This window comes from Mycobacterium sp. ABE4_509 (genome assembly GCF_056160785.1).
This window is the reverse complement of sequence record NZ_JBSWXU010000067.1, coordinates 1-21,418: the sequence shown is the minus strand read 5'-3', so window position 1 is coordinate 21,418 and position 21,418 is coordinate 1. Positions and strand designations below refer to the sequence as shown.

The 21,418-nt window shown below is 69.3% G+C and carries 18 protein-coding genes; 8 read left to right on the top strand and 10 right to left on the bottom strand.

Annotated elements, in window-relative coordinates:
* Positions 1-17: 17 nt before the first annotated feature.
* Positions 18-764 carry an MBL fold metallo-hydrolase gene (locus ACXAID_RS15520; protein WP_475023103.1) on the bottom strand — a complete coding sequence of 249 codons (747 nt, stop codon included), beginning with the start codon at positions 762-764 and terminating at the stop codon, positions 18-20.
* A 22-nt stretch (positions 765-786) separates the two neighbouring features.
* Between ACXAID_RS15520 and fgd the strand changes: the two genes are divergently transcribed.
* Positions 787-1,797 (top strand): glucose-6-phosphate dehydrogenase (coenzyme-F420), encoded by a 1,011-nt coding sequence (fgd, locus tag ACXAID_RS15515; RefSeq protein WP_475023102.1) that lies wholly within the window; start codon positions 787-789, stop codon positions 1,795-1,797.
* A gap of 18 nt (positions 1,798-1,815) precedes the next feature.
* On the top strand, positions 1,816-2,796 hold the full coding sequence (locus tag ACXAID_RS15510) for an endonuclease/exonuclease/phosphatase family protein (RefSeq protein WP_475023101.1): 981 nt from the start codon (positions 1,816-1,818) through the stop codon (positions 2,794-2,796).
* Here ACXAID_RS15510 and ACXAID_RS15505 read toward each other — a convergent pair.
* From ACXAID_RS15505 to ACXAID_RS15490, 4 genes are read right to left on the bottom strand one after another with little or no spacing between them, the layout of a single operon-like run.
* Positions 2,776-4,479, bottom strand: a complete 1,704-nt coding sequence (locus ACXAID_RS15505; RefSeq protein ID WP_475023100.1) for a glycosyltransferase family 39 protein — start codon at positions 4,477-4,479, stop codon at positions 2,776-2,778. The two genes, ACXAID_RS15510 and ACXAID_RS15505, sit on opposite strands and share 21 nt — an antisense overlap.
* A complete protein-coding gene (locus ACXAID_RS15500) occupies positions 4,472-6,391 on the bottom strand; it encodes a hypothetical protein (protein ID WP_475023099.1) in 1,920 nt (639 codons plus the stop codon). Before ACXAID_RS15500 ends, ACXAID_RS15505 begins: the two co-directional genes overlap by 8 nt.
* Complete coding sequence (locus tag ACXAID_RS15495; RefSeq protein ID WP_475023098.1) at positions 6,388-7,830, bottom strand: glycosyltransferase family 2 protein; 1,443 nt, start codon at positions 7,828-7,830, stop codon at positions 6,388-6,390. The genes ACXAID_RS15500 and ACXAID_RS15495 overlap by 4 nt, the downstream gene beginning before the upstream one ends.
* A complete protein-coding gene (locus ACXAID_RS15490; RefSeq protein ID WP_475023097.1) occupies positions 7,827-9,263 on the bottom strand; it encodes a hypothetical protein in 1,437 nt (478 codons plus the stop codon). The genes ACXAID_RS15495 and ACXAID_RS15490 overlap by 4 nt, the downstream gene beginning before the upstream one ends.
* Before the next feature lie 282 nt (positions 9,264-9,545).
* Here ACXAID_RS15490 and pta point away from each other — a divergent pair, with 282 nt between their 5' ends.
* Both pta and ACXAID_RS15480 read left to right on the top strand, forming a co-directional pair.
* The gene (gene pta / locus ACXAID_RS15485) at positions 9,546-11,639 is read left to right on the top strand and encodes a phosphate acetyltransferase (protein ID WP_475023096.1); all 2,094 of its coding nucleotides are present in this window, start codon (positions 9,546-9,548) and stop codon (positions 11,637-11,639) included.
* A complete protein-coding gene (locus tag ACXAID_RS15480) occupies positions 11,636-12,802 on the top strand; it encodes an acetate kinase (RefSeq protein WP_475023095.1) in 1,167 nt (388 codons plus the stop codon). The genes pta and ACXAID_RS15480 overlap by 4 nt, the downstream gene beginning before the upstream one ends.
* Here ACXAID_RS15480 and ACXAID_RS15475 read toward each other — a convergent pair.
* The 4 genes from ACXAID_RS15475 to glnX form a co-directional block, all read right to left on the bottom strand.
* Positions 12,737-13,066 carry an STAS domain-containing protein gene (locus tag ACXAID_RS15475; protein WP_475023094.1) on the bottom strand — a complete coding sequence of 110 codons (330 nt, stop codon included), beginning with the start codon at positions 13,064-13,066 and terminating at the stop codon, positions 12,737-12,739. The genes ACXAID_RS15480 and ACXAID_RS15475 overlap by 66 nt on opposite strands.
* Before the next feature lie 422 nt (positions 13,067-13,488).
* Positions 13,489-15,771 (bottom strand): serine/threonine-protein kinase PknG, encoded by a 2,283-nt coding sequence (locus tag ACXAID_RS15470; RefSeq protein ID WP_475023093.1) that lies wholly within the window; start codon positions 15,769-15,771, stop codon positions 13,489-13,491.
* Positions 15,768-16,742, bottom strand: coding sequence for a glutamate ABC transporter substrate-binding protein (locus tag ACXAID_RS15465; protein ID WP_475023092.1), 975 nt, complete (start codon positions 16,740-16,742; stop codon positions 15,768-15,770). The genes ACXAID_RS15470 and ACXAID_RS15465 overlap by 4 nt, the downstream gene beginning before the upstream one ends.
* A gap of 10 nt (positions 16,743-16,752) precedes the next feature.
* Positions 16,753-18,072: a protein kinase G-activating protein GlnX gene (gene glnX / locus ACXAID_RS15460; RefSeq protein WP_475023091.1), complete on the bottom strand. Its 1,320-nt coding sequence runs from the start codon at positions 18,070-18,072 to the stop codon at positions 16,753-16,755.
* 170 nt (positions 18,073-18,242) lie between these two features.
* Between glnX and ACXAID_RS15455 the strand changes: the two genes are divergently transcribed.
* The gene (locus ACXAID_RS15455) at positions 18,243-18,734 is read left to right on the top strand and encodes an NUDIX hydrolase (RefSeq protein WP_475023090.1); all 492 of its coding nucleotides are present in this window, start codon (positions 18,243-18,245) and stop codon (positions 18,732-18,734) included.
* Here the strand turns inward: ACXAID_RS15455 and thiE are convergent.
* Entirely contained in the window at positions 18,718-19,398 is a 681-nt protein-coding gene (gene thiE / locus ACXAID_RS15450; RefSeq protein WP_475023089.1) for a thiamine phosphate synthase, read from the bottom strand. The genes ACXAID_RS15455 and thiE overlap by 17 nt on opposite strands.
* Positions 19,399-19,534: 136 nt before the next feature.
* Here thiE and thiO point away from each other — a divergent pair, with 136 nt between their 5' ends.
* The 3 genes from thiO to thiG form a co-directional block, all read left to right on the top strand.
* A complete protein-coding gene (gene thiO / locus ACXAID_RS15445) occupies positions 19,535-20,551 on the top strand; it encodes a glycine oxidase ThiO (protein ID WP_475023088.1) in 1,017 nt (338 codons plus the stop codon).
* Complete coding sequence (thiS, locus tag ACXAID_RS15440; RefSeq protein WP_475023087.1) at positions 20,548-20,745, top strand: sulfur carrier protein ThiS; 198 nt, start codon at positions 20,548-20,550, stop codon at positions 20,743-20,745. The genes thiO and thiS overlap by 4 nt, the downstream gene beginning before the upstream one ends.
* 7 nt (positions 20,746-20,752) lie before the next feature.
* Positions 20,753-21,418: thiazole synthase (gene thiG, locus ACXAID_RS15435; protein ID WP_475023112.1), on the top strand; the 666-nt coding region annotated here is incomplete at its 3' end.

Here is a 21,418-nt window from a genome sequence, read left to right as displayed (position 1 = left end):
TCACCGCCCGGCGTGGTTCACCGCGCGGCCGCCCGTTCCGCGGCATCGCGCATCGATCCCCGCCACACCGGCCCGTGCCCGGGCAACAGAACCTCGGCGTCGAGCATGCCCAGCGCGGCCAGACTGCGCCGGCAGGCGGCCTCGTCGTGGTTGAACACCGACGGCAGCAGCTGCGGCCCGCGTCGGCCGGCCACCGGATGCCCGGTGATCAGCGCGTCCCCGCTGACCAGCACCCCGTCCACCAGGTAGGAGCAGTGTCCGCCGGTATGCCCCGGGGTCGGAATCGCGATCGGCGCGCCGGGCAACCCGGCTGCCAGTTCCTCGGTCAGTGCCCGGGTGGAGGCGATTCCGGCATGGGTCAGCGCGCCCATGCGCATGATCGACACCGACCATTTCAGCCACTTCGGCTGCCATGCGTGCGCGGCGACCGCGATCGGCGACGCCTGTTCGAGGTACTCGCGCTTGGAGTGCCCCACTTCGTCGGCGTGGCAGTACACCGGCGTGCCGTGGGTTTCGGCGAACCAGATCGCGGTGCCGAAGTGGTCGATGTGGGCGTGGGTGAGCAGGATCGCGCGAACGTCGGCCACCCCGAAGCCCAGCCGGCCCAGGGAGTCGAGCACGTCGGCGCGGCTGCCGGGATAGCCGGCATCGATGAGGATGACGCCGCCGCCGTCGCTGTCGTCGCCGGCGACCAGCGTCCAGTTGACCAACTCGGTCTGCACGAACTGGACGCGATCGGTGATGGCCGTGAGAACCGGTGCCATCCGGCGAGTGTAGAAAGAAACCATGGCTGAACTGAAACTGGGCTACAAGGCGTCGGCGGAGCAGTTCGCGCCCCGCGAACTCGTCGAGCTGGCCGTCGCGGCCGAAGCCCACGGGATGGACACCGCGACGGTGAGCGACCATTTCCAGCCCTGGCGCCATGAGGGCGGGCACGCACCGTTCTCGCTGGCCTGGATGACCGCCGTCGGTGAGCGCACCACGAACCTGAGCCTGGGTACCTCGGTGCTGACCCCGACGTTCCGCTACAACCCGGCGGTCATCGCCCAGGCGTTCGCCACGATGGCGTGCCTGTATCCGGGCCGGATCTTCCTCGGGGTGGGAACCGGCGAGGCGCTCAACGAGATCGCCACCGGGTATGAGGGTGAGTGGCCCGAGTTCAAGGAGCGCTTCGCCCGGCTGCGCGAGTCGGTGCGGCTGATGCGAGAGCTGTGGCTCGGCGACCGCGTCGATTTCGACGGCGAGTACTACAAGCTCAAGGGCGCGTCGATCTACGACGTCCCCGACGGCGGGGTGCCGGTGTACATCGCCGCCGGCGGACCGATGGTGGCCCGCTACGCCGGGCGCGCCGGTGACGGGTTCATCTGCACCTCGGGTAAGGGTGAAGAGCTCTACAAGGACAAGCTCATCCCCGCGGTCGAGGAGGGCGCCGCCAAAGCCGAGCGCGATGCGGGCGCGATAGACCGGATGATCGAGATCAAGATCTCCTACGACACCGATCCCGAGCTGGCGCTGGAGAACACCCGGTTCTGGGCGCCGCTGTCGCTGTCGGCCGAACAGAAACACAGCATCGACGACCCGATGGAGATGGAGAAGGCCGCCGACGCGCTGCCCATCGAGCAGGTCGCCAAACGCTGGATCGTGGCCTCCGACCCCGACGAGGCCGTCGAAAAGGTGTCCGACTACGTCGGCTGGGGGCTCAACCACCTGGTCTTCCACGCCCCCGGGCACGACCAGATGCGTTTCCTGGAACTGTTCAAACGCGATCTCGAACCCAGGCTGCGACGCCTGGCCTGATCCACTGCACAACGCGGGATGATCCGCTTTCTCGCGACCCTGCTCGGCCTGCTGGCGCTGGCGGTCGCCGTGGCGGGCTTCGCTGCGCGCTACCTGCCGGTCACCGAACACCCCGGTCTGATCCTGGCCGCGGCCGGGCCCTACCTCGTCGGCGCGGCCCCAGTGGCCGTGCTGCTGCTGGTGCTCGGCCGGCGGGGTCTGCTCACGCTGGTCGCGGTGGCGGTGACCGCCGCATCGGTCTGGGTGTATCTGCCCCGCTTCCTGGAGCCGTCGGCGGCGGGGGCGCAGGCCGTGCAGGTCCGTGTGCTGACCGCCAATCTCGGTATGGGGCAGGCCGATCCGTCGGCGCTGGTGGCGCTGGCCCGAGACAGCGCGGACGTGGTCGCCGTGCAGGAGATGACCCGCAGCGCCGCCGACGGAATCTCCGCGGCCGGCATGGAGGCGGAGTTTCCCTTCCGCGTCGTACTGCCCGCGCCGATGGCCTCGGGCATCGGGCTGTGGAGTCGGCACCCGATCGTGAACTCGGGCCGGATCGACGGGTACTCGCTGCCGATGCTCGGCGCCCGACTGCGCATCCCCGGGGTTGCCGTCGACCCCACCGTGCTGTCGGTGCATCTGGCAGCGCCCTGGCCGCAGCCGATCGGAGCGTGGCGCCACGACATCGCGTTGTTCCCCGAAACCCTGCGCGAGGTCGGCCGCGCGGCGGGCGCCGGCGCGGTGATCGTCGCCGGCGACTTCAACGCCACCGCCGACATGGCTCCGTTTCGGCGTCTCACCGCCGAGGGCTACGCCGACGCGGCAGCCCAGGCCGGTGCGGGGCTGGCCCGCACCTACCCCGGCAGCGGGCACTGGCCACCGTTGCTCGGCATCGACCACATCCTGGTCCGGCACTGCGCCGCGACCTCGGCGCAGACCGTGGTGGTGCCCGGCGCCGACCACCGCGGCCTGCTGGTCAGCGTGCAACTGCCGGTGGGTGCTTCACCGGCTGGTGGTCTGTAGTTCCTCGGGCTCGGTGATGCGGTACAGCCGCCAGTTCTCCTCCCCGTACACCCCGGCAGCCGAGTAGACCAGGGTGCCGATCCCGGCGCCGTCCTCCCACAGCGTCGGATAGCGCTCGGCGATGGAGTCCTCGGCGGCGTTGAACCGTGGATTGGTGACCAGGAAGTAGGAGACCCCGAAGTCCCACGGGCGGTTCAGTGCAGCGGTGTAGTCGAAATCGGTGTCGATCAGGAACTGTTTGACATCGTCCGAGGCCAGCCACACACCCCAGTTCATGAACGTGTCCATCAGCACCGACCCCTCGGGCAGGTTCTTGCGGTCCAGGTATTCGGCCACCAGACGGTCGCCGACGCCGACGCGGCGATACCACTGTTCGTCAGCGGGGTAGCGGTCCGGATGGATAAGCGAGTTGAGGCCGAACTGCAGCTGGTGGTTCCCGATGTCGGCGTCCAGCATGGATTTGACGGTGACCGGGATGCCGACCACGACGGAGACACTCAACAACGCGGCGCCCAGCCGGGGGGCCACCCCCTCGAGCGTGGCGGAGACCGAACGGACGGGAACGGGACTCCAGCAGCACAGCGCGATGGCGACGACCATCGGAATCGCGGGAAGGTAGTAGCGGAACCAGCCGAAGGTGGTCCCGCTGTACTCACCCCACATGGCGAACGCCAGGATCGCCCCGAACGTCACCAGTGGCACCAGCGAATCGGCCCGGCGCCGCAGTGCCGCCAGTGCGACGGCCAGGGCAGCGGCGAGTCCGGTGAAGGGCTGGTTCGCCAACAGTCTGGTGGCGGCGATGAGCCAGTCGCCGGCCCCGACATCGGCGGCGGTCTCGCGGGTCAACGCGGTGGCGACCTGACTGGCATTGCCGTACTGCGACGACACGATCGCCAACAGCTCGCCGTTGACCACCCATCCGGTGAACGCCCAGGCCGCCGTCGCGACCGCGACCGGGAAGACCACGATGACCCCGTTGAGCAGCGCCGCACTGGCCCGGGTTCGCCGTGGGCTGCGGGCGAACGTGATCGCGGCCACCAGCGCGGCCGCACCGCACGCGGCCGGGATCATCTCGTAACGTGCGAGATAGCCCACCCCCAAGGCGATTCCAGCCCAGGCCAGATCACCGACGCGCTGGGTGTCCAGCCAGCGCAACAGATAGCGGATGCACCAGAGGACGCAGAACACCTCCGCTGCTTCGCTCAGACCCATCCCGCCGTAGACGATGATGACCGGGTTGACGGCGAAACACAGGACCGCGACCCGCCGCCAGAGCGCCGGGATCCCGCGGTCGAAGGCGATCTGCCGGATGAGTAGCGCCGCGCCGGCCATGAACGGCGCGCTCTGCAGCAAGCCGGCCAGCCCATAGGTTTTCAGCTCCGGCCACCAGTGGCTCAGCGGAAGCAGCGGGAGCTGGGCGAGGCTGGGCAGTGGATTCCAGACGAAACCGATCGCCGACAGGTGCGGGTCCCGGCTCATCAGGGCGAACCCGGTGCGGGCGACCCGGCTCGGGCCGTCGCCGTCGAGCAGGTTGTAGCGGACGATCAGTGTCGCGCCGACGGCGAAGTACAGCACCGACAACGTCGTGAACAACAGCACGGCGTGCCACCGGGGTGGACGGGCCGGCGCGGTGAGTGTCTCGGTGCTGTCCGACGCAGTCGGCAGTTCAGCGATCTCAGCCATCTCGGCGGTGGGTCCGTCGCCACTGCCAGGCGGCGAACAGCGCGGCGAAAAGTGCCGCTACGCAGACAGTTCCGATGCTGACCCAGATCCAGGTGCGCCACCCCGACCCAGGGTCGGGGACAGGCGCCAGGAATCCACCGGATCGCACGGTCAGATTGGCTGTTTCGCCGGCCGGTCCTGTCGCGACCACGTCGCCGGTGAGCGTCGCCCACCGGTTCTCGAGTCCGCGGATGTAGTCGAAGCTGCGCTCGGTCGACCGGCCGTCGCCGGCGACGTCGACATCCAGGATGACCCGGTCGTTGTGCGAGAACGTCTGTACGACACCGAGTTGACTGTTCAGATCGATCTCGGCGGTGGGTGGACCGTTCACCGCGACGGCCTCGTTCTCACCGGGCTGCAACGGCGCGTTCCAGCCCAGCCGGCGCAGGTCGTCGCCGGTGGTGACGGCCAGCAGCGGGGTGGACGAATCGGCAGCGGTGTTCAGCGGCACCACCTGCGGGCGCATCGGAACGGCCGTCTGCTGGGCCATCAGGTTGATGGCCTGCGCGGCGTACCGGACGAATCCGGGCTGGCTGAGGGCGACGTCGAAGTCGGGCGAGAACGACATCGGCAGAACGGGGAATCCTCCCCGGTTGCGGGTGCCGGGGGTGACCGAGACGGTCGACGCCGGATCGAGCGCGAACGTCATCCGGTCGCCGAGCGGTGGACACTCCTGGTTGGGGATGTAGCGCAGCTCCAGCGCGAGGCCCACGTTGGTGGTGATGGCCTCCGGCGGGATGTCGAGGAACAGGTCCAGATTCCCGGTCGAATCGAGTGCGCGGGAGGCCAGCACGGTCGGGCCCGACCGGATCAGGACCGACGCTTCACCGTCCTCGACGACGGTGTGGTCGGCGAGTAGGTGGATCTGTGCGCCCTGGATGGAGCCCACGCCGAACATGCCGGTGTCGAAGCCGGCATACAGCGTCGTGGTGCCCAGTACCGAGACTTCGCCGGCCACGTCGAGTTGCCCGAACGTCAAGGTGTCGGTGGTACCGGGCAGCTCGGTGTCGGCCGCGAGCACCGTCGCCGAATCCGTTTGGGCCAGCGCCACCCGGCCGTCGACGAAGGCTTCGACCTGTCGTGCCAGTGCCGGACCTTCCCCGGAGATGACCAGCAGCGCGTCCGCAGTGCCGCCGTTCTCGAGTGTCACGCCGGGTTTCGGGCCAGTGCGGATCTCGATGACCCGGCGGGCACCGGGGACTGCCGCCTTGGTCTGGGCGCCGGTGACGTTGATCCGGACCGGGATCGGGCGGTACTTGTGGGTCAGCATCGCCACCAGGGACAACGCCGCCTGCTGCTGGTCGGGAGTCGGATCCTGACCCACCCGGATCTCAATCCCGTCGAGGTAGCCGGGCAGGAAGTCGGCCACGGTGGTCGGGGTCGACGCGGTGCCCGAGTAGACCGAGGTGAGCTCGCTCAGCATCACCGACTGGGGCGGGTCGCAGGTGGTCGTCGAGCTGACCTTGCCCCGCAGCGCGAACCTGAGGTCGACGTCGCCGTCGACGGGCTCGGCCGCGGAGGTGTCCACGGTGAACGGAGCCGATCTGCCATCGCGTGGGATGGGGATGGTGTCCAGCACAACTCCGCGCGAGTCGAGGACCTCCACCGCCCCCTCGGTGATGTTCACCAGCGAACCCAGCTGGCCCGTCACCGATTTCAGCTCCTGGCCCGGTGAGATCGGAAGCGCGACGTTGGCCGGCTCGTCGGCGCCGCGCAGCTCGATCTGGTCGGCTCGGCCGAGCTGCGTCCAGCCGACGTGCGTCGCCCCCGGGTCGTTGGGTGTCTTGGCGTTCGCCACAGGTGTCGACGGCAATACCGACATCGCCAGCACGGCGGCAACCATCGGCATCACCACGATTCGAGTGATTCTCAACGTACCTCGCTCTTGTCAGTCATCGGCGATGCGGCATCGGCCGTCGCCTCACCGAGCCCGTGGACGGTCTTCTCCCAGAAGAAGGGACGAAAGGCGAGTTGGTATATCGCCTTGACCGCAGCCACGGACTGCAAAGCCCAATACAGCGGAGTCAGCAGCGCCGCCCACCACAGGTGCGGCTTGTCCACCGCACTGGTGACGATCAGGCCCACGAAGATCGCCAGCGGGGCGCCCACGACGAACAGCGTCAGACAGATGTAGTACGGCACGGGCGGGAACATCGCACCGATGACGGGGGACCGGCCGGTGATCCAGGCGATCATGCCGAGCCAGAAGATCAGGTTGACCGCGTTGATGATCGGTATCGCTCCGGTCATGCTGACCAGGCGCAGTACGGCCTTGAGGCCGATCTCGTCGCGGAGCATGCCCGGGCGGCGCAGATGCACGATCATCGTCTGCAGGTAGCCCTTGTACCAGCGGGAGCGCTGGCGCAGCCAGTTCACCACATCGGAGTTGGCTTCTTCCAGGGTCAGTGAGTCGAGGATCTGGGTGCGGTAGCCGTGCCGTGCCAGCCGGACGCCGAGGTCGGCATCCTCGGTCACGTTGAACTCGTCCCAGCCGCCGACCTCGCGCCACACCCGCACCGGCATGTGGCCGGAGGTCCCGCCCAGAGGCACGACGCACTGCGCGGCCTGGACCGCGGGCAGGACCAGGCCGAACCAGATCGCGTACTCCAGCGAGAACCATCGGGTCAGCAGGTTCTGGGTCTCGTTGAAATACCCCAGCCGACCCTGCAGGCAGCCGATGTTGCCGGGCAGGATCCGGAAGGCGGCGACCGCCTTGCGCAGCTGCAGCGGGTCCGGGATGTCCTCGGCGTCGTAGATGGTGAGGTACTCGCCCCTGAGATCGGGCAGCGACATCCCGTAGTTGCACGCCTTGGGTTTCGTCTTCGGCGTGCTGTCGGGCACCGTCACCACGCGCACCGCGTCCAGCGACAGCCCCATCAGCGCGGCCTCGGTGGCGATGTCGTCTTCCTCGACCAACAGCAGGATCTCCAGCTTGTCGCGGGGATAGTCCAGCTTGGCGACCCCGTTGAGCAGGTTCTGCACGATCGAGGGTTCGTCGTAGACCGGGAGCAGCACCGTGTAGACGGGCAGTTCGTCGTCCGGGATCGAGCGGGCCTCCTCGTCGCTGATCTGCACCATCGACGGTGTGCGAAGTCCGCGCAGGATCAGCCAGTTGCGGTCGATGGTGGAGGCGAGATAGGCCAGGGCCACGACGGTCGCGATGAGGGGCAGCACGAAGTCGGGACGCAGCAGGATGCAGGCGGCCAGGATCGCCAGCGTCACACCGATCCGGATCAGCGAGCGAGGCCCGAGTGCGGAACGCGCCGAAATCTCTGCGGGCAGCAGGCTGCCCGGTACGTAAACGCCACTCAACGGGTCGAGCTCGCAGCGGCCATCAGGGTGGCGACGATGGCCTCGGCACGGTCGGTCACCAGGTCTTCGACGTCACCGGCCCCTTCGGGGCGTTGCCTGGCGATCCACAGCATCGGGTCGATCACGGTGTTCGTCAGTGACAGCGGCTCCGGGCCGGCGGGGGTCTCGTCCGGGTCGACGGACTGGTCGACGATGACGGTCACCCGCTGGTACTCGGCGGGAGTCCGCCAGGTCCAGGTGATTGCGTACCAGTTCTGCGCCGAGGGGCTGGTGGCGGTGTCGGCGTTGGTGTGGATGACCCTGGCGCCCTGCGGCATCGGACGGTCCGGTGTCGCGTCCGCGGGCCGGTAGTTCAGCGGTGTCTCGGACGGGTACCAGACCGCATCCGAGTAGTCGTTCAAGGCCGCAAGGGTTTTGGCGGAGATCACGTCGACGGCCGCGCCCGGGTCGGAGTCGGCTCCCGGGACCTCGAAACGGACGAACCGGGAATCCGGCCCGAGGAAGCGGGTGATGAACCCGAACTCCTCGGCGGGTGATCCCAGCCCGCTCAGTCCTGCCCAGTCGGCGCGGACCTGCGGTGGGGGAGAAGGCTGAGGAGCCGCGGACTGCATGGTCGACAGGGCCAGGGCGACGAGTCCGAGGGTCACCAGCGTCCGGGCGGACAGCGTATGGAATCGGGCGCCGACCGACGGCCAGCGGTTCTGCCCGGTGACCTCGGTGAGGTAGTTCAGCCCCACGGTCGCCGCCACGGGGACGAGCGCAGCCGAGACGACCAGCGACGGGAGCAGGCCCAGCGGGCCGGTCAGTAGCACCGCGGCCGTGATTCCGGCGGCGAGGCAGAGCGCCGTCGCGCCGGTGCGCAACCGCCTGCGCGCCGGGCGGCCCGCCAGATGGACCGCGCACGCCCCGAAGCCGGCGCCGACCGCCACGACCGCAACGTCGGTGCCGCCCAGCCACGCCGAGGCGAGGAGGTAGGGCACCGTCAGCGCACCGAGGAAGGCCAGTAACCACACCGGCCACATCCGCAGCACGTGCCGCACACTGAACACGACCATGCCCGCGCAGATCACCCATACCAGCGCTGCCACCAGATCCAGTCGCCACAGGGCCGCGAGCGTGGGGAAGCGCGTGGTGACCATCGCGATCGCGGTGAGTCCGGCCAGGCCCGTCAGGGCGGCCACGATCCAGTCCGATTCGTTGTCGCCGACTCCGCGCGGCACCGTGCGGTAACCGCTCGTGCTCAGCGCGACCAGTAGGGGCGCAACGGCGAGGTAGGCCGTCCGGGACCCGGCGAAGGAGTCGGCGACGATGTGCGCGAACTGCATGCCGAATGCACCGAGGAACAGTGCGCACAGGATCCCGACCCGCCACCAGAACGGGTAGCGCAGCCGCCGGACCGGTACCCGCGCTTCGTGGCGGGTATCGACGGCCAAGCCATTGCCAACCTCGACAACTGACATGTGAGCCTTCCGGATGCAACGCGACCAGCTGCTGACTTCCAGCCGAACTTTGACGCCGCGACAGTCGGCGTCGACGCCAAAAATAGCAAGCGCGTCAAGTTATGGCAAATACATTGATATCGCAAGCGCATCACATAGGCATGTCAGTACGTAGTCAGAAACGTATCTAGCAAAGAAACACGTGTATCTAAGCATAGCCCGGGTGTCGATCCGCAGGACTAGAGCGTTCGGCGTGTATGAGGCAAGGTGGAGGCTGTGCATGCCGGACCAGCGTTCGCCTCCAGCATCTATGTGGCCTCGCCCGAGGGTGACACCGGAAAATCGACGGTAGCGCTGGGGATCGTGCACCGGCTCGCGGCCACCGTTGCCCGGGTCGGGGTGTTCCGGCCGATCACCCGGCTCGGCGAGCGTCGCGACTACATCCTCGACCTGCTGCTGGCCCACAGCACCGCCGGCCTTGCCTACGAACAGTGCGTCGGCGTCGGCTATCAGGAACTTCACGAGGATCCTGACCGGGCGATCGCCGAGATCGTCGACCGGTTCCACCGCGTCGCCGACCAGTGTGACGCGGTGGTGGTCGTCGGCAGCGACTACACCGACGTCGTCGCCCCCAGCGAGCTGTCCATGAACGCCCGCATCGCGGTGAACCTGGGCACCCCGGTCGTGCTGTCGGTGCGGGCCCGCGGCCGTACCCCCGCCGAAGTCGTCAGCGTCGTCGAGCTGTGCCTCGCGGAGCTGGCCGCCCATCGCGCGCACACCGCCGCGGTGGTCGCCAACCGCTGCGACCCGACCCAGCTGACCGAGATGCTCGAAGCGCTGCGCCTGCTGGGCCCCGCCGCGCCGAAGGCCTATGTCCTGCCCGAGGAGCCGCTGCTGGTGGCCCCGTCGGTGGGGGAGCTGTGCACGGTTGTCGGCGGCACCCAGATCAAGGGGGACCCGGAACTGCTCGGGCGTGAGGCGCTGGGCATCGTGGTGGCCGGGATGACCGCCGAGCACGTGCTCGAGCGGCTCGTGGAGGGGGCCGTGGTCGTCACGCCCGGTGACCGGTCCGACGTCGTGCTCGCAGTGATGAGTGCCCATGCCGCGGAGGGGTTTCCGTCGTTGTCGGGGGTGATCCTGAACGGCGGGTTCGAACTGCATCCGTCCATCGCCGCGCTGGTCGACGGGCTCGGCCTGGGACTGCCGATCATCGCCACCGACACCGGCACGTTCGAGACGGCCAGCGCGGTGGCCTCGGCCCGCGGGCGGGTCACCGTGAACTCGCATCGCAAGATCGACACCGCGCTGCAGCTGATGGAGCACCACGTCGATGTGGAGGACCTGCTGAGTCAGCTGGCGATCCCGATCCCGACGGTGACCACCCCCCAGATGTTCGAGTACCAGCTGTTGCACCGGGCCCGGGCCGACCGCAAGCACATCGTGCTGCCCGAGGGCAACGACGACCGGATCCTGCGGGCCGCGGGCCGGCTGCTCCAGCGCAGTGTCGCCGACCTGACCATCCTGGGCGAGGAACCCCAGGTCCGGGCCCGCGCGGCCGAGCTCGGGGTGGACCTGTCGGCGGCCCTGGTGCTCGACCCCAAGCGCAGCGAGCTGTGCGACCAGTTCGCTGCGCAGTACGCCGAGTTGCGCAAACACAAGGGCGTCACCCTGGAGCGGGCCCGCGAAACCATCCACGACGTGTCCTACTTCGGCACCATGCTGGTCTACAACGACATGGTCGACGGGATGGTCTCCGGTGCCCGGCACACCACCGCGCACACGATCAGGCCGTCATTCGAGATCATCCGGACGATGCCCGGAGTGTCGACGGTGTCGAGCATCTTCCTGATGTGCCTGGCCGATGAGGTACTGGCCTACGGGGACTGCGCGATCGTTCCGGACCCGACCTCCGAGCAGCTCGCCGACATCGCGATCTCCTCGGCGCGCACCGCGGCCCAGTTCGGCATCGAGCCCCGGGTGGCGATGCTGTCCTACTCGACCGGCACCTCCGGCAGCGGTGCCGACGTGGACAAGGTGAGAAAGGCGACCGAGCTGGTGCGCGACCGTGCGCCGCAGCTGCTGGTCGAGGGGCCGATCCAGTACGACGCCGCGGTGGAACCGTCGGTGGCGGCCACGAAGATGCCGGATTCCAAGGTGGCCGGCCAGGCCACCGTGCTGATCTTCCCCGACCTCAACACCGGCAACAACACCTACAAGGCGGTCCAGCGCAGCGCCGGCGCGATCGCCATCGGGCCGGTGCTGCAGGGGCTGAACAAGCCCGTCAACGACCTGTCCCGCGGGGCGCTGGTCGAGGACATCGTCAACACGGTCGCGATCACCGCGATCCAGGCGCAGGGGGCCTCGCGGTGACCCGGTCGGTTCTGGTGCTGAACTCCGGTTCCTCCTCAGTGAAATATGCTGTGGTGGAGCCTGATTCGGGAATGCTCGTGGCAGACGGCATCGTCGAGCGGATCGGTGAGCAGGTTGAGCAGGGGGGTGTGGCCGACCACGCCGCGGCGATCGGGGTGGTGTTCGACGCGCTGGCCGCCGACGGGCACGACCCGGACAGCCTCGGGCTGGCCGCCGTCGGGCACCGGGTGGTGCACGGCGGCCCCGACCTGTACCGGCCCACCGTCGTCGACGACGCTCTGCTGACGACCTTGCGGGAGCTGTCTCCGCTTGCGCCGCTGCACAATCCGCCCGCGATCCTGGGTATCGAAGTGGCCCGCCGAGCACTGCCCGACCTGCCGCACGTCGCGGTGTTCGACACCGCGTTCTTCCACGACCTGCCGCCGGCGGCGGCCAGCTACGCCATCGACCACGAGGTCGCCGAGCAGTGGGACATCCGCCGCTACGGTTTCCACGGCACCTCGCACCAGTACGTCAGCGAACAGGCGGCCGCCTTCCTCGGGCTGGAGCTCGAGTCGGTGAGCCAGATCGTGCTGCATCTGGGCAACGGGGCGTCGGCGTCGGCCATCGTCGGGGGCCGCCCGGTGGAAACCTCGATGGGCCTGACCCCGATGGAAGGTCTGGTGATGGGAACCCGCTCCGGCGACGTCGATCCCGGCCTGATCTTCTATCTGTGGCGGACCGCGCAGATGAGCGTCGAGGACATCGAGTCGATGCTCAACCGGCGGTCCGGGGTGCGCGGGCTTGGCGGTGAGGTCGATTTCCGGTTGCTGCACCAGCAGATTCGGTCCGGTTCCGAAAAGGAGCGGGCGGCAGCGCGGTTGGCCTACGACGTCTACATCCACCGGCTGCGCAAGTACATCGGTGCCTACCTGGCCATCCTCGGCACGGTGGACGTGATCACGTTCACCGCTGGTGTCGGGGAGAACGACGCCGCGGTCCGCCGGGACGCGTTGTCCGGGCTCACCGCATTCGGGATCGAACTCGACGAACACCTCAACGACAGCCCCGGGCGCGCCGCGCGGCGCATCTCCCCGGATTCGGCTCCGACGACGGTGCTAGTGATTCCCACCAACGAGGAGTTGGCGATCGCCCGCGCGTGTGCGCGGGTACTGGACTCGTGACCGGTCGACAGGCAGTTCGCGGCGCGAATCGCAGATCCGCAACATCCGGTCCACGTGCGGACCGGGCAGCAGCGACCAGTTCAGCCCGGCGCGCCTGCAGACGACGTTGATGTGGGCCAGCGCCGCGAACCCCGACGCCGCGAAGAACTGCACGGTCTGCAGGTCGAGGACCAGCTTGGTGGCCGCGCCGACCCGGCGCTCCACATAGCGGGCCAGCGCGGAGCTGTTGACGGCGTCGACCTCGCCGTGGACGGTCACCAGCACCGTGTCGGGACTCGGTGCACAGGCCGAGAAGGTGGCCCAGTGGTGCTCTTCGCGCAACTCGAACGACAGGGGATCGGGACGGAAAACCCGTTGGGTGGCTGATGGTTCTGGAAAGGGCGCTGATGGTTCTGGAAAGGGCGCTGGTGGTTCTGGAAAGGGCATAGTGGCCTCCCTCAGTCGAAATCTGAGATTCGTCCTGTGGCTGCCGTCAGGGAGCGGACCCTGCCATTCTCAAAGCCGATGACGTCACCAGGCGACTCACGCTACTACGGAATCCGAGGTTTGCAAACAACTCTTGGCGAACTCTCAGGAAGCGCTATGAACTGCCGTTTTGCTGCCCACAGCAATGTGATTCGGCGACCGGGAACCGTCGGCGCGGCGTGGGCTGCACTCCCAGCAACGGAATCCGTAGTTGCTGGCGGTCAGAAGGTCGACATCGGTCGCACACTGTTGGCGAGGTCGACCAGCGCATAGCGGTGCGCCTGGGTGGGTGCCACCCGGGCGAGGCTGCGCAGCGAGGCCTCGACGCCGAGCTGCAGTCCGTGCTCGGTGAACGGAAACCCCAGGATGTGGTTCGTGCTGGCGGTGTTGTCCGCCAGCCAGTCCATGGCGGTGCCCAGCACCAGCGCACGGATCTGCAGCACCCGCGGTTCGGTGTCGGGCAGCGCCTCGACGCGCCGGGCGGCGTCGCGGATCTGCTGTTCGGTGATCTCGCTGGCCGAGCGCCCGGACAGCAACGTCACCGCACTGGTCAGCCGGGCCGTGGTGAAGTGCCGCGAGGTCGGCGGCACCTCGTCGAGGGTCCGCACCGCCGCATCGCGCTGCCCCTCGGCCGACTGGGCGCGCGCCAGGCCGAACCCGGCCGAGATGATGCCGTGGTCGGTGGACCACACCGTGCCGTAGAACTTGCGTCCCTCGGCCGACCCGGCCAGCTCCGCGGTCGCCGCCAGTGCCAGCTTGGGCGCCAGCTCACCCGGTAACGTGTCCAGTACCTCGCTGAAATGCTTTGTCGCCGAGTCATAGTCGGCGGTCAGTAGTTCCGAGACCGCGCGGAACCAGACCAGCCGCCACCGCCAGCCGACCCGGTCGGCCAGGTCGTCGAGTTTGCGGGTGGCCTTGGCGACGTCACCGAGGTCCAGCAGCGCGCGGACCTCCATCAGCGGCAACTCCACCGACTCGCTGACGTCCACACCGTCGGAGTCCAGCGCTCCGTGCCGCGCCGCGCGCAGTGAATCCAGCGTCTGCACCGGCTGACTCAGCACGGTCGCCGACAGCACCGCCGCCCCGACGTCGGTCGGGTCGACCAGCGGCACCTGAAGCGCCTTGACGATCTCCTGGGCGGTCAGCTTCTCCGAATGCACCTGGCCGTCGACGTAGACATCGGTGTGGGCGACCAGCAGGTCGACCCCGAAGGTCGACCGGGACGGGCTGAACACCGCCGACAGGCCCGGCCGCGGGACACCGGTGTCCCGCGCCACGACCTCACGCAGCACACCCATCAACTGGCTGGACATCTCCTCGGCGCTGGCGAAGCGCCGCCGCGGGTCCGGGTCGATCGCGCGGCGCAGCAATCTGCCGAACGAGTCGTAGGTGGCCAGCACCGGATCGTCTTCGGGCAGACCGTCGACGTAGCGGCCCGCACGGGTGCGCAGCCGCAGCGTCAGCGCGGCCAGGGTGCGGCCCACCGTGTAGATGTCGGTGGCGATGGTGGGGCCGGTCCGCACGATCTCGGGGGCCTGATATCCCGGTGTGCCGTACAGGTAGCCGAACGAGTTGATCCGTGACACCGCGCCCAGGTCGATGAGCTTGAGCTGGTCCTCGGTGACCATGATGTTCTCCGGCTTGAGGTCGTTGTAGACCAGGCCGATGGAGTGCAGATAGCCCAGCGCCGGCAGGATCTCGAGCATGTAGCCGATCGCCTCGGCCACCGGCAGCCGGGACCCGTCCGATTTGCTCAGGTGGGTGGCCTGCTTGAGGGAGGACCCGCCGACGTACTCCATGACGATGTAGCCGACCGGGTTGCCGTGCTTGTCGTCGTGCTCGACGAAGTTGTAGATCTTGACGATCCCGGGGTGGGTCACCTCGGCCAGGAACTGACGTTCGGCCATCGCGATGGCCTGGGCCTCGGCATCACCGGAATGCACCAGGCCCTTGAGCACCACCGGGCGGTCGTTGACGTTCTTGTCGAACGCCAGATACACCCAGCCGAGGCCGCCGTGCGCGACGCAGCCTCTGATCTCGTACTGATCGGCGACGATGTCGCCGACACCGAGCTGCGGCAGGAACGAGTAGGAGCTTCCGCAGTGCGGGCACCAGCCCTCCGAGAGCGCCTTGCCCGCCGGGGTCGACCTGCCGACCGGACGGCCGCAGTTCCAGCAGAACCGCTTCGACTCGGCGACCACCGGGTCGGTCATCAGTGCGGCCTCGGGATCCACCGCAGGCACCCGCGGAATCTCCACCAGCCCGCCGCCGAGCCGGCGCGTCGGGGACAGGCTCCGGGTCAGCGTGGTGGTGTGCTCCTGCGGCTCGGTGTCCCCGGTGTGCAGCAGGATGTCGTCGTCATCGTCGTCGTCGAAGTCGGGCCGGAACACCGCCTGGGTCGACATCGGCCGCATGGTGGCCACCGAGTCCATCCCGAGGTCGTCGACGCTCGCCGGCTGGGTGCCGGGGTCTTCTTCTGACGGGTCGGGTCCGGCGTCGCTCATTCGTCGACATACCTCGCGCGGGGTGCCGCCGGCGCCGGGCCGAGCACCGTGAGCCACTTGCGGTACAGCGTGTACCAGGTGCCGTCGCGGCGGATCCGCTCCAGCGTCCCGTTCACGTAGCGCACCAGCCCGGTGTTCTCCTTGTTGATGCCGATGCCGTAGGGCTCGTCGTTCAAGGTGGGCCCGACGATGTGGAGGTAGGGGTCCTGGGCCACCAGGCCGGCCAGGATCGAGTCGTCGGTGCTGATCGCGTCGACCTGGCGCTGCTGCAGCGCCACCAGGCAGTCGGCCCAGGTCTCCACGCCGACGATGATCGGGGGCGGGGTGATCTCCTGGATGCGGTTCAGCGACGTGGTGCCCTTGGCCACGCAGACCCGCTTGCCGGACAGGTCGCTGGGCTGGCTGATCGGGGAGTTGCGTGGCACCAGGATGCGCTGGTTGGCGTTGAGGTACACCGTGGAGAAGTTCACCAGCTCCTTGCGCTCGCAGGTGATGGTCATGGTCTTGACCACGACGTCGACCTCGTTGTTCTCCAGCGCCTCGACCCGGTCGGCCGAGGACAGGATCCGGTATTCCACCTGCGACGGGGTGCCGAAGATGTCGCGGGCGATCTCCCCGGCGATGTCGACGTCGAAGCCGGTGATCTCGCCGGTGATCGGATCCCGGAAGCTGAACAGGTTGCTGCCGATGTCGAGGCCGACGATCAGCCGCCCCCGCGCCTTGATGTTGGCGACGGCCTCTTCGGCCTCTTCCTCGGTGTCGAACGGTCGCAGGCTGGCGGTGCGGTCACAATCCTCGTCGTCGGCGTTGCGTGCGTGGGCCGGCTCGGGCGGCAGCTCCTCCATGCCCGCCGGCGTCGGCGGTGCCAGCGTCACTCCCGGTGTCGGAACGACGGGGGCGGCCTCGGAGCAGCCGGTCAACACGGCGGTCAGCAGTGCGACCGCCGTCGTAGCGACCCCCAGTTTCTTCATGTCTGCCGTTCTACCTGTATTCGCTCAGTCTCGGCCAGATTCCCAGCGCGACCGCGATCGCCGCGACCACGCTGAGCCCCGCCGCGCCGACGGTGGACCCGGACAGCACCCGGCGCGCGTTGACGATATCGGCGCGCAGCTGGTTGCGGCTCTCCTCGATGCCCTTGCTCAGTGTTTCGTCGAGTTTGTCGAACGCCGGCGTGGAGTCGTCCTCACCGGTGCCCAGCGCCACCTGGGTGGCGGCCTGGTAGTTGCCGACCGCGATGTAGGCGGTGATCCGGTCGTCGGCGGCCCGCCACCGGTCCAGCAGCGCCGGGGCTTCGGCCAGGTCGCTCTTGTCGATCGAGTCGTCGCGGGCCAGGTACTGGGCCAGCTGAGCCTGCATCTGTTCGAGGCGCTGGTAGTACGACTCCTTGCGGACGTTCTCGTCGCCGCGGCGGATCAGCGACAGTGTCTCGTCGGCACGCGCCTGCTGGGCGGTGATCGCCAGCGAGGTGACGGTCTTGAGCGATTCGGCGGCGGTGTTCTTGGCGCTGCGGCTGTCGGCGGTGGAGATCACCAGCGCGGTGCCCACCCAGATCAACATGATCAGCACCGCAAGGCCGCCGGCGACGAAACCGACGTTGACGCGCCTGCGGGTGCGGTTGGCCAGCCAGCGGTTGGCGAACACCCCGAACAGCAACGTCGCCAGCACCACCAGGATGACTGGTAGCGGAATCCGGGTCGACGCGGTGGTCTCGGTGTCCACCCGGCTCGAGGTCACCTCGTAGAGGCGCTGGGCGTCGGGCAGGATCTGCTGCTGCATCAGCGCCGACGCCTCCGACAGGTACGACGAGCCGACGGGATTGCCGGCCCGGTTGTTGGTCCGGGCCGTCTCGATCAACCCGGTGTAGACGGCCAGCCGGGCGTTGATGCGGCCGAGTAGCTGCACCATCGGCTCGTCGGTCAGGCCGCTGGAGGCCCTGGTCACGGCGACGGCGGCGTCGGTGATGGCCTGCTCGTAGCGTTGCCGCACCGGTTGCGGCTCGGTGCCGGCGATGAACGCGGTGGCGGCGGCGGCGTCGGCGACCGACAGCGTGGTGTAGAGCTGGCCGGCGGCGAACGACAGCGGCTCGGTGTGGTTGAGGACGGTGGTCAGCGCCTCCTGGCGGTCGTTGATCGTCGTCGAGGTCGCGAACGCGCTGGCGATCACCAGCGCCGCCAGCACGAACCCGATGGACAGGATCCGCCCGGGTGTGGTCCACAGGAACCACCACCGCGGATGCGACGGAGTGGTCGGCGACCGCGACGCCAGGGGCTCGGTCGAGGGATGCGCCAACTCCACAGTCACGTCTACCCGGACCCCACCTTGAGCTCGATCTTCCCGACGGTCGTTCCGACTCGACCCACTGTATAAAAGAATTCTAAGAGGTATCGGATGGTGCGTGCGGATTCGCCGTGTCGAGCCGCTCGAGTGCCCCGAGAACCCCGACAGTGCAGCCGGTTCCCTATCCTGAACGGGTGCGCGGGGACGGTGACGGCTGGGTCGTGTCGACCAATGGCGCGGCCTACTGGGGCCGGTACGGCGCGGCCGGGTTGCTGCTGCGCGCCCCCAGCCCCGCCGGTGGCGCCGCGGTGCTGTTGCAGCACCGGGCCCCGTGGAGCCATCAGGGCGGAACCTGGGCGTTGCCGGGCGGAGCCCGGGACAGCCACGAGACGCCGGAGCAGGCCGCGGTCCGGGAGGCCCACGAGGAAGCCGGGCTCGCCGTCGATCAGCTGACCGTGCGCACCACGGTCGTCACCGCGGAGGTGACCGGGTGGACGTACACCACCGTCATCGCCGACGCCGCGGTGCAGCTGGAAACCGTCCCCAACCGGGAAAGCTCGGAGCTGCGTTGGGTGTCCGAGGGCGAGGTCGCCGGCCTGCCCCTGCATCCGGGTTTCGCGGCGAGCTGGGAACGGCTGCGCAGTGTCGCGGCCGACATCCCGATGCTGATCAACCGGCGGCGCTGAGCAGGCCCTTCAGTTCCCCGGCGGCCGCGGTCGGGTCTTGGGCCGCGGTGATGGCCCGGACCACCACGACACGTGCCGCTCCGGCGGCCACCACCTCGGGAAGCCGCGCGGTGTCGATCCCGCCGATCGCGAACCACGGTTTCGCGGTCCCGGTCCGGTGCGCGGCCGCGACCAGCTCCAGACCTGGCGCGGCGCGGCCGGGCTTGGTCGGGGTGGGCCAGCAGGGGCCCACGCAGAAGTAGTCGACGTCTTCGGTCAGCGCAGCTCGCATCTGGTCCACGTCGTGGGTGGAGCGGCCGATCAGGCAGTCGCCGACGATGTCGCGGGCCGCCGGCAGCGGCAGGTCGTCCTGGCCCAGGTGCAGGATGTCGGCGCCGGCCGCGCGGGCGATGTCGGCGCGGTCGTTGACGGCGAGCAGCGCGCCGTGCCGGTGTGCGGCCTCGGCCAGGACCTCCAGGGCCTGCAGTTCGGCACGCGCCTCGAGCGGCCCGAACCGCTGCTCGCCCGCCGAGCCCTTGTCCCGCAGCTGGATGATGTCGACGCCGCCGGCCAGTGCCGCATCGGCGAACTGGGCCAGGTCGCCGCGCTCCCGGCGGGCGTCGGTGCACAGGTACAGCGAGGCCGTGCCCAACCGGGCGGCGGGCGGGCTGGAGGCGTCACGCACGGTGCCAACGGTAGTGCCGGCGACACGTAGGCTGGTAGGCGACCACACGGGAGTCCCGGGCCACGGGGGCTGAGAGTGAGCGCGCCGCTCGTACCGTCACACCTGATCCGGGTCATGCCGGCGAAGGGAGATCGCGATGTCCACACTGGCCGTCATCGGCGGCGGCGTCATCGGCCTTGCCGTCGCCCGGCGCGCGGCCCAGCAGGGCTGGGACGTGCGGGTGCACCTCGACGCCGAACGCGGCGCGTCGTGGGTGGCCGGTGGGATGCTGGCCCCGCACAGCGAGGGCTGGCCGGGTGAGGAGCGACTGCTGCAGATCGGGCTGGCGTCGCTCGAGTTGTGGAATTCCGGGTTCCTGGACGGTCTGGCTCCCGAGGTGGTGACCGCCAGGGGGTCGCTGGTGGTCGCGGTGGACCGCGCCGACGCCGCAGACCTGCAGACCGTTGGTCGGTGGTTGTCCGGCCAGGGGCACCCGGTGACCCCGACGACATCGGCCCGCGACATCGAACCTCTTCTCGCGCAGGGAATCCGGCACGGATTGGTGGCCGACACCGAACTCGCGGTGGATAACCGCGGCGTCCTCGGCGCGCTGAGGGCGCACTGTGAACGGCTCGGGGTGCGGTGGGCGCCGCGGGTCGGCGATCTGGCCGAGGCGGGCCTGGGGGCCGACACCGTCGTGATCGCCAACGGTATCGACGCGCCGGCGCTGTGGCCGGGCCTGGCGGTGCGCCCGGTCAAGGGCGAGGTGCTGCGGTTGCGGTGGCGCCGCGGCTGTATGCCGTTGCCGCAGCGGATGATCCGGGCCCGGGTGCACGGCCGTCAGGTGTACCTGGTGCCCCGCGCCGACGGCGTGGTGGTCGGCGCGACCCAGTACGAGCACGGCCGCGACACCGCACCCGCGGTGACCGGGGTGCGTGACCTGCTCGACGACGCCTGCGCGGTGCTGCCCGCGCTGGGCGAGTACGAGTTCGCCGAGTGCGCCGCGGGGTTGCGCCCGATGACTCCCGACAACCTGCCGCTGGTCGGCCGTCTCGACGAGCGCACGCTGGTCGCCACCGGGCACGGCCGGTCCGGTTTCCTGCTCGCGCCGTGGACCGCCGAGACGATCGCGGCGGAACTGACGGCATTCAGTCCTGTGGAGGTGTCACGGTGAAGGTGACGGTCAACGACGAGGCGGTCCAGCTCGACGGACCGATGTCAGTGGCAGCCCTGCTGGACCGGCTCGGCTTCCCGGACAAGGGGATCGCGGTCGCGGTGGACCTGTCGGTGCTGCCGCGGTCGCAGTGGGGCGTCCCGGTGTCCGACGGAGCCAACATCGAGGTGGTGACGGCGGTGCAGGGTGGCTGAACCGGGTGTGGGCACGCTGCGCATCGCCGGACGCGAGTTCGGCTCCCGGCTGATCCTGGGAACCGGCGGGGCCACCAACCTCGCCGTGCTCGAGGCCGCCCTGGCGGCCTCGGGAACCGAGCTCACCACCGTGGCGATGCGCCGGGTGGACGCCGACGGCGGCACCGGAGTCCTCGACCTGCTCACCCGGCTGGGCATCACCCCGCTGCCCAACACGGCCGGCTGCCGCGGCGCGGCCGAGGCGGTGCTGACCGCGCAGCTGGCCCGGGAAGCGCTGCAGACCGACTGGGTCAAGCTCGAGGTGATCGCCGACGAGCGCACACTGCTGCCTGATGCCCTGGAATTGGTCAGGGCCGCAGAGCAACTCGTCGACGACGGATTCGTGGTGCTGCCGTACACCAACGACGACCCGGTGCTGGCGCGCCGGTTGGAGGACACCGGCTGTGCGGCGGTGATGCCGCTGGGTTCGCCGATCGGTACGGGTCTGGGGATCGCCAACCCGCACAACATCGAGATGATCGTCGACCACGCCGGCGTGCCGGTCATCCTGGACGCCGGGATCGGCACCGCCAGCGACGCCGCGCTGGCGATGGAACTGGGCTGCGACGCGGTGCTGCTGGCGACGGCGGTGACCCGTGCCGCGGATCCGCAGGCCATGGCCGCCGCGATGGCG

Coding starts and splice junctions, on each gene's coding strand:
- fgd (WP_475023102.1), top strand. CDS start 787: ATGGCTGAACTGAAACTGGGCTACAAGGCGTCGGCGGAGCAGTTCGCG.
- ACXAID_RS15465 (WP_475023092.1), bottom strand. CDS start 16,742: ATGAAGAAACTGGGGGTCGCTACGACGGCGGTCGCACTGCTGACCGCC.
- thiO (WP_475023088.1), top strand. CDS start 19,535: ATGTCCACACTGGCCGTCATCGGCGGCGGCGTCATCGGCCTTGCCGTC.
- ACXAID_RS15505 (WP_475023100.1), bottom strand. CDS start 4,479: ATGGCTGAGATCGCTGAACTGCCGACTGCGTCGGACAGCACCGAGACA.
- ACXAID_RS15510 (WP_475023101.1), top strand. CDS start 1,816: ATGATCCGCTTTCTCGCGACCCTGCTCGGCCTGCTGGCGCTGGCGGTC.
- ACXAID_RS15470 (WP_475023093.1), bottom strand. CDS start 15,771: ATGAGCGACGCCGGACCCGACCCGTCAGAAGAAGACCCCGGCACCCAG.
- ACXAID_RS15520 (WP_475023103.1), bottom strand. CDS start 764: ATGGCACCGGTTCTCACGGCCATCACCGATCGCGTCCAGTTCGTGCAG.